Source organism: Rhodospirillum centenum SW (assembly GCF_000016185.1).
Taxonomy (GTDB): domain Bacteria; phylum Pseudomonadota; class Alphaproteobacteria; order Azospirillales; family Azospirillaceae; genus Rhodocista; species Rhodocista centena.
In genome coordinates this window covers 3,090,123-3,101,401 of record NC_011420.2, presented here as the reverse complement: position 1 = coordinate 3,101,401, position 11,279 = coordinate 3,090,123, and the positions used below count along the sequence as shown (strand labels likewise).

Below are 11,279 nucleotides of genomic sequence, written 5' to 3'. Positions count from 1 at the left end.
GCCGACCCTCAGGGGGCCGGCAGGGCGTCGATGCGCTTCTGGATCTCCGCCCGGGCCGGGGCGTCCTCCGGCAGCAGCCCGATCAGACGCTGCCAGGAGGCGCGCGCCCGGGCCGTGTCGCCGGTGCCGGCCGCGGCCTCGCCCCGGTGCCAGAGCGCCTGGAGATTGTCCGGCTCGATCGCCAGCACCCGGTCCAGCGCCGCCAGGAACTCCGGCGACGGGGCCGCCTTGTCCTCCGGCGCCAGCGTGCCGGCATAGGCCAGCCAGACATCGGCGCGCTCCGGGGCCAGCCCGGTCGCCCGGCGCAGCGCCTCGCGGGCCGCCTCGGGCTCGCCCAGCACCTGCCGGGCGCGGCCCAGCCGGAGCCAGCCCTCGACATCGTCGGGCTGCTGTTCCAGGCGCGTGGTCAGAGAGTCCACCATGGTGCGGACCATCTTCTCCTGCTCCTCCGGAGAGAGGGCCTGCATCTGGTCCATCTGTTCCTGCGTCAGCGCCGGGGCGGCGCCGTCGGCGCCCTCGGCACTGCCGGCCGGGGGTCCGGCGGGGGGCAGCGGCTGCGGCGTGACGGTGGCCGGATCGATGCCGATCTGGTCGGCGGCGCGGGCGATCTGGGAGATCACGACGCCGACCCAGGGCGCGTCCGCCGGGCTGTCCTTCAGCAGCTCGCCCCAGCGGTCGATGGCGCCGCGCACGTCGCCCGCCTGCAGGCGGGCCACGGCCAGGAAGTAGCGGGCGCGCGGCTCCTTCGGGTTCTTCTCGACCGCCGCCTCGAAGGCGCGGCGGGCCTCCTCGCTGACGACACCGCCGGCGGCATAGGTGAGCTGTTCGCCGAAGGCGGCCGTCAGCTCGGCGTCGCCCTGGCTCAGCCCGACGGCACGGCGGTACGCGTCCGCCGCCTCGGCGTTGCGGCCCATGGCGGCGTAGGTGGAGGCCAGCAGCGCCCAGCCGCGCAGGTCATCGGGATTCTGCTCCAGGTTCCGGGCCAGCTCCTCGGCGGCCTTGAGCACATTGTCGGGGATCTCGTTGGCGGCGAGATCGGTGCGCGAGGCGAAGGGCTGCGACGGCAGGTCCGGCCGGCCCAGCGGGATGTAGATGGCGAGCGCGGCCACCGGCAGCAGCAGCGTCACGACCATGGCCAGCCGCGGGCTGGGCTGGGCCACGGCGGGCTTCGCCTTGGCCTTGTCCGCCTCGGCGGCGGCGCCCAGCAGGCGGCGTCCGGCCTCGGCCCGGGCGGCCCGGGCCTGATCGGCCGACAGCACGCCGCGGGCGAGGTCGCGCTCGATCTCCGCCACCTGGTCGGCATAGACGCGGCGGGTGTGCTCGGCGGCGCTGCCGGCCAGCCCCTGCGTCGGCCGCGTCAGCGGGCGCAGCAGCATGCCCACGGCCACTGCCGTCAGTACGGCGGCGACCAGCCAGAAGACCATCATGCCCATCAGGAACCCTTCCGGCCGGGGGCGGCCTTATCTTCTTCGGACAACAGGGCCGCGAGCCGCGCCTCCTCCGCCGGGGTCAGCCCGGTGGAGAGGGAGGCGTCGCCGCGCCGGCCCCGCAGATAGCGGGCGGCACCGATGCCGCCCAGCAGCAGCACGACCGCCGGGCCGAACCAGAGCACCCAGGTGTAGGGCTGCACCGGCGGGCGCAGCAGCACGAAATCGCCATAGCGGTCGTGGACGTAGTCCAGCACCTGCTCGTCATTGTCGCCGGCGACCAGCCGTTCGCGCACCAGGATGCGCAGGTCGCGGGCCAGGGGCGCGTTGCTGTCGTCGATCGACTGGTTCTGGCAGACGACGCAGCGCAGTTCCTTGCTGATCTCCCGCGCGCGGGCTTCCAGGGCGGGGTCCTTCAGCTTCTCGTCCGGCATCACGGCCAGCGCCGGGCCGGCCAGCAGCGCCAGGGACAGGGCAAGGGGGGCGAGCTTCTTCACGGGGGTCTACTCCGCCGCCGGTGGGATGTCGCGGGGGCGGCCGGCGCAGCCGTCCCCGTCTGTCGGGGCCGGCTGCCCGGCCCGGTCGGTCCGCGTTACCTGGACAGATCGCGCAGGAGCGGCAGGATTTCCTTGTCCACCACCGCCGGACCCAGCGGGCCCTGGTGGCGGTAGCGGATGCGACCCTGACCGTCCAGCACGAAGGTCTCCGGCACGCCGGTCACGCCCAGCTCGATGCCGGCGCGGCCGTCCTGATCGACGCCGATGGTGGTGAAGGGATTGCCGAACTGCTCCAGGAAGCGGCGGCTGTCCTCGGGCTTGTCCTTGTAGGCGATGCCGCGCACGACGATCCCCTCCTCCTTGGACAGGCGCATCAGCACCGGATGCTCGATCCGGCAGGGCGTGCACCAGGAGGCGAAGATGTTGACGAGCTGCGGCGTGCCCTTCAGCTCGGCCGTCGTGACGCCGGGCTGCCCCTCATAGAGGGGGGGCAGATCCAGCGCCGGCATCGGCCGGTCGATCAGCATGGACGGCAGCAGGGTCGGGTCGTGCTGCTGGCCCGTGATCTCGGGCTTCAGCACCAGCAGATAGACGAAGACCCCGGCCAGGGCGGCGAACAGGATCAACGGCAGGGCGATGAGAAGGCGCGACATGCTGGTCTTCACTCGGCAGGCTGGGCGGCGGACCGGCCGCCGACGGCAGGGCTGGCGCGGCGGACCGGCACGCCCAGGCGGTAGCGGCGGTCGGACAGGCTGATCAGCCCGCCGATCACCATGACCACGGCGCCGAACCAGATCCAGGGCACCAGCGGGTGGTAGTAGAGCCGCACCGTCCAGCCGTCCCCCTCCTCCGCCTTGCCGCCCAGGGCGACATAGATGTCGGAGACGAAGGTGGTGTGGATGGCGGCCTCGGTCGTCGTCATCTTGGCGACGGGGTAGAAGCGCTGCTCGGGATGGAGCGTCGCCACCGCCTGGCCGTCGCGCGTCACCGTGACGGTGCCGCGCTGGGCGGCGTAGTTGGCGATCTGCGCCGGCTCGACCGACTCAAGGCGGAACTCGTAACCCGCGAGGCTGGCACTGTCGCCCGGATGCATGATGCGGACATCCTCGCTCATCCAGGCGCTGGTGCCGACCATGCCGGCGATGGAGATGCCCAGGCCGGCATGGGCGATGGCCGCCCCCCAGGCGCTGCGCGGCAGGCCCGCGGCGCGGGACAGGCTGTCGCCCAGCGGGATGCGGAACAGCCGGACGCGCTCGGCCAGTTCGGCGAAGGCGCCGAAGAAGGCCCAGGCCGCCATGCCGATGCCGACCAGCGCCATCACCGGGCGGAAGCCGTGCGCCCACAGCGCCCAGAGCACGCAGACCACGACCAGCACGGCCGCGACCCAGAGCCGGGCGAGCGCGCCGGGCAGGTCCGCCCGCTTCCAGGCCAGCATCGGCCCGACCGCCATGGCGGCGACCAGCGGCACCATCAGCGGCACGAAGGTGGTGTTGAAGAAGGGCGCGCCGACCGAGATCTTGGACCCGCCCACGGTGTCCAGGAACAGCGGATAGAGCGTGCCCAGGAACACCGTGGCGCAGGCCGTGGAGAGCAGCAGGTTGTTCAGCACCAGCGAGCCTTCGCGGCTGATCGGGGCGAACAGCCCGCCGGCCTTCAGCGACGCGGCGCGCAGGGTGTAGAGCAGCAGCCCGCCGCCGGTGGCCAGCGCCAGCAGCAGCAGGATGGCGACACCGCGCTCCGGGTCCACCGCGAAGGCGTGGACCGAGGTCAGCACGCCCGAGCGGACCAGGAAGGTGCCCATCAGCGAGAGCGCGAAGGTCAGCACCGCCAGCAGGATGGTCCAGGTCTTCAGGGCGTCGCGCTTCTCCACCACGATGGCGGAGTGCAGCAGCGCCGTACCGGCCAGCCAGGGCATCAGCGAGGCGTTCTCCACCGGGTCCCAGAACCACCAGCCGCCCCAGCCCAGCTCGTAGTAGGCCCACCAGCTCCCCAGGGCGATGCCCAGGGTCAGCGAGGCCCAGGCGACCAGCGTCCAGGGCCGCACCCAGCGGCCCCAGGCGGGATCGACCCGGCCCTCGATCAGGGCGGCGATGGCGAAGGAGTAGGCGATGCTGAAGCCGACATAGCCCAGATAGAGGAAGGGCGGATGGAAGGCGAGACCGGGGTCCTGCAACAGCGGGTTCAGATCGCGCCCGTCCGCCGGGGCCGGATCCAGCCGCAGGAAGGGGTTGCTGGTCAGCAGCGTGAACAGCAGGAAGCCGACGCCGACCATGCCCTGCACGCCCAGCACCCGCGCCTTCAAGGTCGGCGGCAGGTTGCCGCCGAAGGCCGCCACGGCGCCACCGAAGGCCGCCAGCATCAGGACCCAGAGGACCATCGAGCCCTCATGGTTGCCCCAGACGCCGCTGACCTTGTAGAGCATCGGCTTCAGCGAGTGGCTGTTCTCTACCACGTTCTGCACGCTGAAGTCGGAGACGACGTAGGCCCACATCAGGGCGGCGAAGGCGACCACCACCATGAGGAACTGGGCATAGGCCGCCGGGCGGCCCACTTCCATCCAGGCGGCGTTGCCGCGGGCAGCACCCAGCAGGGGCAGCGTGGCCTGCACGGTCGCCAGCAGCAGGGCCAGTACCAGGGCGTAATGGCCGATCTCGGGGATCATGGCTTCCTCTCGCCGCTCAGGGCTTCGTAACGGGGCCGGGGGCGGCCGGCATCGCGTCGATCAGGTCGGTGGTGTCGTCCCGGTAAGGGACGGCGGGTTCCGGACAGTGCGCCACGCGCTCGGGACGGCCCCGCCGGGCGCGCGTGTCGCTGACGTAGCATTCATCGAAGACAGAGCAATAGCAGAGCCGGGACTGGACCCTGACGGCGAAACGGATGATCGGCAACTGCCATGCCCCGGAGTCCTCAGGCGCGACCGTGAGCAGGGCGCTGTCCTCCCGCGCGCCGATCACGGTGCCGACGAGGCTTCTGGCCTCCAGCCGGGCGGACAGCGAGGGGATGGCGGGCTTGGCCTCGGCCGCCAGCGCGTCGATCAGGGCGCGCGCGTCGGACAGCGGGGTGTCGCCGTGCCAGATCTCCAGCGTCTCAAGCCGGGCCGGACCGACGCCGGTGTTGGAGATGGCGATGCCGAGACGGGCCGTATCCGGCCCGTCCTGTCCGCCGACGGTGACGTTCGCCTCCAGGTTCGGCCAGCTGGCGGCCGCGACCATCTTCTCCATGGTCTCGCCATGGTGGACGGCGACGTAGAGCGAGACGCAGGACACCAGCAGGGCGGCGCAGGCCATGGCGATGTCCAGCCAGCGGTGGCCGGTGTGTCCGGCGTGCGGCGCGTGTACTTCGGGGGAGTCCAAGGATGCCTGCCTGGGTCCTGGGGGGGCTGACGGGCCCGGGGGGGCCTGCGGGGGGACGCCTGCGGGGGCCGGCCCTGCCCGGGCCGCGGCCAGGGCACGCCCCCGCGGCATCCCGGTGCTAGGGTTTCAGCGTGGTGGTCGCGTGAACCTTGTCGTCCGAATCCGCCGGGGTGTAGATGGAGCGGCCGGGCACCTCGGTCTTGACCGCGCCGGCGCGTTGCAGCGCGTCATGGACCTCGGGCGGCATGTAGTTCTCGTCATGCCGGGCCAGCACCTCACGGGCGACGAACACCCCGTCGCCGCCCATCCGGCCCTCCGCCACCACGCCCTGACCCTCACGGAACAGGTCGGGGACGATGCCCTTGTAGGTGACGGGGACGGTGTTGGCCGTGTCGGTCACGCGGAAGGTGATGGTCAGGCCGTCCGCCTGCTTCTGGACGCTGCCGTCCTCGACCAGCCCGCCCAGCCGCACGGAGCGGTCGCCCGGCGGCTGCACCACCAGATCCGAGGGGCTGTAGAAGAAGACGATGTTCTCCTCGAACGCCGACAGGGTCAGCGCCGTGGCGGTGCCCAGCCCCAGCAGGGCGAGGCCCAGCATGTAGAGGCGACGCTTCTTGCGGGTCATGCCGCGCCCCCTTCCCCGGCGGCTTCGCCGGCGGTCAGCGGCAGGGCGCCGGCCCCCCGGGCGCGGCGGCGCTGCGGTCGCGCCTGCTCCAGCGCCTTCAGCATCGTCTCGGTGGAGCGCAGGTAGCGCACGCTGGCGACCAGGATGCCGACCAGCACGATCAGCGCCAGCCCGTAGCTGCCCCAGACATAGGCGGCATAGCCGCCCATCGAGAAGAACTCGCTCATCTCCCTATCCCATCCGCCCGGCTGTCATGTCTGCCGGCTCCGCCCGGTCGCCGGTCCGGGGTATCCGGTCCGGCGGGGCGGCCCGCCGGCTGCCCCGATGTGGCCCGCCGGCGGGCTGTTGTGAAGACCATCCCAGGCCGCCGCCCGCCGATCCCGCGCCACGGCGTCACTCCGCCGCAGCGGCCGCCTGGGTCAGGCGGATCGCCTGGATCTTGCGCGCCGTCAGCTCGCCGCGCATGCGCAGGATCAGCACCACCACGAAATAGGCGTGGAAGGCCCCGGCCATGATGAAGAGGGGCCACAGCATCTCCGACGAGATCGTCGGCCCGTCGGCGCGGAAGACGCTGGCCGGCTGGTGCAGCGTGTTCCACCATTCGACGGAGAACTTGATGATCGGCACGTTCACCGCACCGACCAGCAGCAGCACGTTGCCCGCCTTGGCCCCCCGGTTGGGGTCGTCGAAGGCGTTCACCAGGGCCATGAAGCCCAGGTAGAGGAAGAACAGGATCAGCACGCTGGTCAGGCGCGCGTCCCAGACCCACCAGGTGCCCCACATCGGCTCCCCCCAGAGGGAGCCGCTGACCAGGCACAGGAAGGTGAAGCCCGCCCCGATGGGGGCCGCGGCACGGGCATAGACCTCGGCCAGCGGATGGCGCCAGACCAGCGCCACGAAGGCCGCGATCGCCATGGAGCTGTAGACGAACAGGGACATCCAGGCCGCCGGGACGTGGATGTACATGATCCGTACCGTGTCCCCCTGCTGGTAGTCCGGCGGGGAGGCGACGAGCGCGAACCACAGGCCCACGGCGAAGGCCAGGACGGTGATGCCGATCGCCCAGGGCTGGACGATGCCGGCAATGCGCAGGAAGCGCGCGGGATTGGCGTATCGGTGCATGGCCGGGGAAGTTAGCACGGGGCGCCGGCGTTTCACACCCGATCACGGCGCCGCACCGGCACGGCCGCATGATTTGACCCAGATCACGGGCCGCCGGTCCCGGGAAGGGACCGTTCCGGGGGCGCCCCCCCGGAACGGACCTCCCGACCGGACCGGAAGGCAGCAGCCTAGCGGACGCCCCAGAGCCGGGTGCGCGGCGGCGTGGGCGGCGAATCCGGCTCCGTTCCGTCCGCGGCCGGCGACGCGCCGGAAGCCGGGGCGGCGGGCTCCTCCTGCTCGTTGGCGGCGGCCGGCGGAACCTCCGCCTCCGGGGCAGCGGCCGGCGCCTCGGCAACCGGGGGGACGACCGGAGCCGGAGCCGGGGCCGGAGCCGGTGCGACCGTCTGCGGCTCCGGACGGGGCTCGGGCCGCGGTTCGGCGGGGGCCGGGGCGTGGATGACCGCCGGACGGCCCGGCTGTGCCGGAGCGGCCTGGGCGGAAGCCGGCGGCGTGGGGGCGGGCAGCGCCGCGGGCGGGGCCACCTCTTCGCTGCCGCGGCGGCGGACGGTCCCTTCGAACAGCGCGCCGGGGGAGATCTCCAGGGAGGTCTGGATGATGTCGCCGATGGTGTGCGACCCGCTCAGCAGGAACACCTCCTCCGCCCGGATCGACCCTTCGACCCGGCCGTGGACACGGACCGATTCGGCGTTGACGGCGCCATGCACCGCGCCGGTAGCCCCGACCACAAGGCGGGCGCAGGAGACGTCGCCGTCGATCCGGCCTTCCACATGCACCTCGCCCGGGGTGGCGAGATTGCCGGTGACCACCATGTCCGGCCCGATGATGGAGGGCATCCCGGGACCCGTCGGCGGCGGACCGCTGCGCCGCTGCGGTGGCCGCGCGACCGGCTCGACGGTTTCCTTACCCTTCGCAAACATGCCGCCCTCTCTCCATGAAACGCAGCGGGTTGACCGGGCGCCCGTCCACGAGCACCTCGTAATGCAGATGCGGACCCTGGCTCCGGCCGGTATTACCCAGCGTGCCGACAGTATCGCCCTGATTGATACTTTGTCCCGCTTTCACCATCAGCTTGTCCAGATGGGCGTAGCGGGTGTTGATGCCGAAGCCGTGATCGACCAGCACCATGCGGCCGTAGCCGCCGCTGTCCCAGCCGGCGAAGACCACCTCGCCCGGGGCCGTGACGGCGACGGGGGAGCGGAGCTGGGACACCAGATCCAGGCCGGTGTGCATGGCCCATTCGTTGGTGAAGGGGTCGAGCCGCTTGCCGAAGTTGCTGGAAACATAGAAATCGTTCAGCGGGGCGCCGAGCGGCAGCAGGGTGAACAGGGCGCGCAGCCGGGCCTGCCGGTCGAGCAGCCCTTCCAGCCGGCTCATGGCCTCCCCGGCCGCCGGGGCCATCGCCAGCGCGGCCGCTTCGGGGATGTCCACCAGCGGACCGCCACGGCCGAAACGGCTGTTCTCCAGATCCGCCAGCACGGCGTTCAGGTCGATTCCGGTCTCGCGCAGCACCGACTCGATCTCGCCGATGCGCAGCTCCGCCCGTTCGCTGAGCTGCCCGATCAGGGCCACCTGACCGTCGGTGACGGCAGCCATCCGGCGCTCGGTCTCCGTGGTCTTCTGTTCGGCTTCCTCACGCCGGGCATCGGCCACGGCGACGGCGATGCGGAGCTGGCGCACCTCCGCCCGCGTCTCCGCCAGCACGCTCATCAGCCCGCCGTCCCCGTCACCAGCATCGTCCGCAGCGGTGGCGCCCAGCCGGTCGGCGGCGGCCATCTCCAGCGCGGTCAGCGCGGCCTGGGCGCGGCGGGCGGCCGCTTCCAGGCTGGCCTGGCCGACCTGCTCCAGCGAGCGGCCGGCGGCGGCCAGATGGTCGCCCGCGCCGGTGGTCAGCGGCTGCAGCCCGTCGCGCGCGGCCGTCAGGGTCTGGCGCAGCCCCTTCACCGTGGTGTCGCCGGCGGCGCCGTCCAGCGTCGCCAGCACGGTTTCCAGCTTCCCCCGGAGTTCCGCATCGCCGGCCAGAACGCCGGCCAGCGCCTCGCGCGCCGTGTCCAGTTCGCCGCCCAGAGCCGCGAGCCGGGAGCGGCTGTCGGCGAGCTGAGCCGCCAGCGTGTCCCCGGTGTCCGCCAGCATGGCGACGCTGCGTCGTGTGTCGCGCAGTTCCACGACCGTCAGCAGCCAGCCGGCCAGCAGACCGATACAGACCGCGCCGGCAGCGGCGAGGTGCAGAGCCGGCCGCAGCCGCTGCTGCGGACCGATGACGACGGACCGGACCCGGTCGTCCTCGACGATGATGATGCGTTCGCTTCGGGTGATGGAACTCAGCACCGCGCCCCCCGGACAGTCTCCCCGACCCCGCCGGAATCGCGTGAATCCAACGGGTTAGATAAACTTCTTCATACGGAGGAAGAATTACTCCCCCGCGGAGAATAAACCTCCAGTTGGAGGCGAATTTCTCCTCAATTCGAGGTAAATCCTATGGTATCCGGGGCGACGCGACAAGTCGTGATTCACGGCAGGGACATTCGGGCACCAGCTTTCAACCGCGGCGAAGAGCCACGGTGACCGTCGGGAACGTCAGAAACGCGCCAGAAGCTCTGCTGCGAATGCGTTGCTCAATCCAGAGCGGTACGCAGGGCCGCGGCCGAGGCGAACGGGGCCAGGGTCACGCCGGCGGCCAGCAGGCCGCCCAGCAGCAGCAGGTGCGGGCGCGGGGTGAGCCCGGCCAGCGAGGCGTCGATCGCCGCCGCGGCGAAGATCAGCACGGGGATGTAGAGCGGCAGGATCAGCAGCGGCAGCAGCACGCCGCCCCGCCGCGCGCCCAGCGTCAGGGCGGCGCCGACGGCCCCGATCAGGCTGAGCAGCGGTGTCGCCAGCACCAGCGTCAGCAGCAGCACGCCGAAGGCCCCCGCCTCCAGATTGAGCAGCAGCGCCAGCAGCGGCGCCGCCAGGATCAGGGGCACGCCGGTGATCAGCCAGTGCGCCGCGACCTTGGCCAGGGCGACCGCCTCCAGCGGCAGCGGGGACAGGGCCAGCAGCTCCAGCGAGCCGTCCTCATGGTCGGCCTGGAACAGCCGCTCCAGCGACAGCAGCGAGGCCAGCAGCGCCCCGACCAGGATCACGCCCGGCGCGATGCGGGCCAGGATGTTCGGCTCCGGCCCGACGCCGAAGGGAAACAGCACGACGCAGAGCACGAAGAACAGCACCGCGGTGGCGGCGTCGGCCCCCTGCCGCAGGGCGAGGCGCAGGTCGCGGCGGATCAGGCGCAGGAAGATGCTCATGCCGCGGGCTCCTCCGCATCGTCGGGCGCCACGGCGAAGTGCGAGACGTCCAGCACCGCGGGATCGGTCAGGTCCAGATCGGTGTGGGTGGACAGCACCACCATGCCGCCGTCGCGGCGGTGGCGGGCGATCTCCGCCGCCAGCCGGGCCACGGCGGCACGGTCCAGCGCGGTCGAGGGTTCGTCCAGCAGCCACAGGGCGGCCGGCGCCAGGGCGAGCCGGGCCAGATTGACCCGACGCTTCTGCCCGGCGGAGAGATAGCGGCCCGGCACCTCGGCCAGGTGCCCCAGGTCCCAGCGCTCCAGCGCGGCGGCGGCCGCCGCCATGGGATCGGCGGCGCCCTGCAGCCCGGCCCAGCCGGCGAGATTCTCCTGCGCCGTCAGGGCCGGCTTCACCGCGTCCAGATGGCCGACATAGCGGACCCGGCCGCGATGGCCGTCCGGATCGTCGGCGACCGGCCGGCCGTCCCACAGCAGGGTGCCCGCGAACGGCCTGGAAAGGCCGGAGAGCAGCCGCAGCAGGCTGGACTTGCCGCTGCCGTTGGGCCCCACGAGCACCAGGGCACCGCCGGCCTCAAGCCCGAAGCAGAGGCCGGAGAAGACGACGCGGGCACCGCGCAGGCAGATCAGGTCACGACCTTCGAAGAGCATGGAGCCAGAGAGCATGGGGGGCCGGAGCAGAGGGACCCGGTGACGGTGAGGCGGAGCGCCGGGCGGCGGGGGCGCACCATGCCACGCCCGGCCGGCGCTGTGAACCGGGCAAGACTCCGGCGGACGGGCGGGAAAGCACGCCGCTTTGCCGCAGGCCGGATGAACGGCCGGGATCGCGCGTTGGTCCCCGTGACCGGATGTGAGGATGAAGGGAGCAGGCCCCCGGGGCCGGCACGGAAAAGAAACGGTCCCCGCGGCAGGCTGGCTGCGGGGACCGTAAAAAAGAAACGGCCACCGCGGGGGCTGGCTGCGGTGGCCGTAAAAAAA

At 72.2% G+C, this 11,279-nt stretch carries 12 protein-coding genes; all 12 read right to left on the bottom strand.

Annotated elements, in window-relative coordinates; all coding sequences use genetic code 11:
* Positions 1 to 8 precede the first annotated feature (8 nt).
* Positions 9 to 1,433, bottom strand: coding sequence for a c-type cytochrome biogenesis protein CcmI (gene ccmI, locus RC1_RS14450; RefSeq protein WP_012568170.1), 1,425 nt, complete (start codon positions 1,431 to 1,433; stop codon positions 9 to 11).
* Positions 1,433 to 1,924, bottom strand: a complete 492-nt coding sequence (locus tag RC1_RS14445; RefSeq protein ID WP_012568169.1) for a cytochrome c-type biogenesis protein — start codon at positions 1,922 to 1,924, stop codon at positions 1,433 to 1,435. Before RC1_RS14445 ends, ccmI begins: the two co-directional genes overlap by 1 nt.
* A gap of 95 nt (positions 1,925 to 2,019) precedes the next feature.
* Positions 2,020 to 2,577: a DsbE family thiol:disulfide interchange protein gene (locus RC1_RS14440; protein WP_012568168.1), complete on the bottom strand. Its 558-nt coding sequence runs from the start codon at positions 2,575 to 2,577 to the stop codon at positions 2,020 to 2,022.
* 8 nt (positions 2,578 to 2,585) lie between these two features.
* The gene (locus RC1_RS14435; RefSeq protein WP_041785404.1) at positions 2,586 to 4,586 is read right to left on the bottom strand and encodes a heme lyase CcmF/NrfE family subunit; all 2,001 of its coding nucleotides are present in this window, start codon (positions 4,584 to 4,586) and stop codon (positions 2,586 to 2,588) included.
* Between the two features lie 16 nt (positions 4,587 to 4,602).
* Entirely contained in the window at positions 4,603 to 5,277 is a 675-nt protein-coding gene (locus RC1_RS14430) for a hypothetical protein (RefSeq protein ID WP_148213466.1), read from the bottom strand.
* 118 nt (positions 5,278 to 5,395) lie between these two features.
* The gene (gene ccmE / locus RC1_RS14425; protein WP_012568165.1) at positions 5,396 to 5,902 is read right to left on the bottom strand and encodes a cytochrome c maturation protein CcmE; all 507 of its coding nucleotides are present in this window, start codon (positions 5,900 to 5,902) and stop codon (positions 5,396 to 5,398) included.
* Positions 5,899 to 6,129, bottom strand: a complete 231-nt coding sequence (gene ccmD, locus RC1_RS14420) for a heme exporter protein CcmD (protein ID WP_012568164.1) — start codon at positions 6,127 to 6,129, stop codon at positions 5,899 to 5,901. The genes ccmE and ccmD overlap by 4 nt, the downstream gene beginning before the upstream one ends.
* Positions 6,130 to 6,295: 166 nt before the next feature.
* Entirely contained in the window at positions 6,296 to 7,024 is a 729-nt protein-coding gene (locus RC1_RS14415) for a heme ABC transporter permease (protein WP_012568163.1), read from the bottom strand.
* A 167-nt stretch (positions 7,025 to 7,191) separates the two neighbouring features.
* Positions 7,192 to 7,941 (bottom strand): bactofilin family protein, encoded by a 750-nt coding sequence (locus RC1_RS22550; protein ID WP_012568162.1) that lies wholly within the window; start codon positions 7,939 to 7,941, stop codon positions 7,192 to 7,194.
* Positions 7,925 to 9,349 carry a M23 family metallopeptidase gene (locus RC1_RS22220; protein WP_012568161.1) on the bottom strand — a complete coding sequence of 475 codons (1,425 nt, stop codon included), beginning with the start codon at positions 9,347 to 9,349 and terminating at the stop codon, positions 7,925 to 7,927. Before RC1_RS22220 ends, RC1_RS22550 begins: the two co-directional genes overlap by 17 nt.
* A gap of 287 nt (positions 9,350 to 9,636) precedes the next feature.
* Positions 9,637 to 10,302 carry a heme exporter protein CcmB gene (ccmB, locus tag RC1_RS14400; RefSeq protein ID WP_012568160.1) on the bottom strand — a complete coding sequence of 222 codons (666 nt, stop codon included), beginning with the start codon at positions 10,300 to 10,302 and terminating at the stop codon, positions 9,637 to 9,639.
* Positions 10,299 to 10,982, bottom strand: a complete 684-nt coding sequence (ccmA, locus tag RC1_RS14395) for a heme ABC exporter ATP-binding protein CcmA (protein WP_041786580.1) — start codon at positions 10,980 to 10,982, stop codon at positions 10,299 to 10,301. Before ccmA ends, ccmB begins: the two co-directional genes overlap by 4 nt.
* Positions 10,983 to 11,279 lie beyond the last annotated feature (297 nt).

What these genes read in the sequence shown, in the direction of transcription:
- ccmE (WP_012568165.1), bottom strand. Translation starts at nt 5,902, where the DNA reads ATGACCCGCAAGAAGCGTCGCCTCTACATGCTGGGCCTCGCCCTGCTG.
- ccmD (WP_012568164.1), bottom strand. Translation starts at nt 6,129, where the DNA reads ATGAGCGAGTTCTTCTCGATGGGCGGCTATGCCGCCTATGTCTGGGGC.
- RC1_RS22550 (WP_012568162.1), bottom strand. Translation starts at nt 7,941, where the DNA reads ATGTTTGCGAAGGGTAAGGAAACCGTCGAGCCGGTCGCGCGGCCACCG.
- ccmB (WP_012568160.1), bottom strand. Translation starts at nt 10,302, where the DNA reads ATGAGCATCTTCCTGCGCCTGATCCGCCGCGACCTGCGCCTCGCCCTG.
- RC1_RS14415 (WP_012568163.1), bottom strand. Translation starts at nt 7,024, where the DNA reads ATGCACCGATACGCCAATCCCGCGCGCTTCCTGCGCATTGCCGGCATC.
- RC1_RS14440 (WP_012568168.1), bottom strand. Translation starts at nt 2,577, where the DNA reads ATGTCGCGCCTTCTCATCGCCCTGCCGTTGATCCTGTTCGCCGCCCTG.
- RC1_RS14435 (WP_041785404.1), bottom strand. Translation starts at nt 4,586, where the DNA reads ATGATCCCCGAGATCGGCCATTACGCCCTGGTACTGGCCCTGCTGCTG.
- ccmI (WP_012568170.1), bottom strand. Translation starts at nt 1,433, where the DNA reads ATGGGCATGATGGTCTTCTGGCTGGTCGCCGCCGTACTGACGGCAGTG.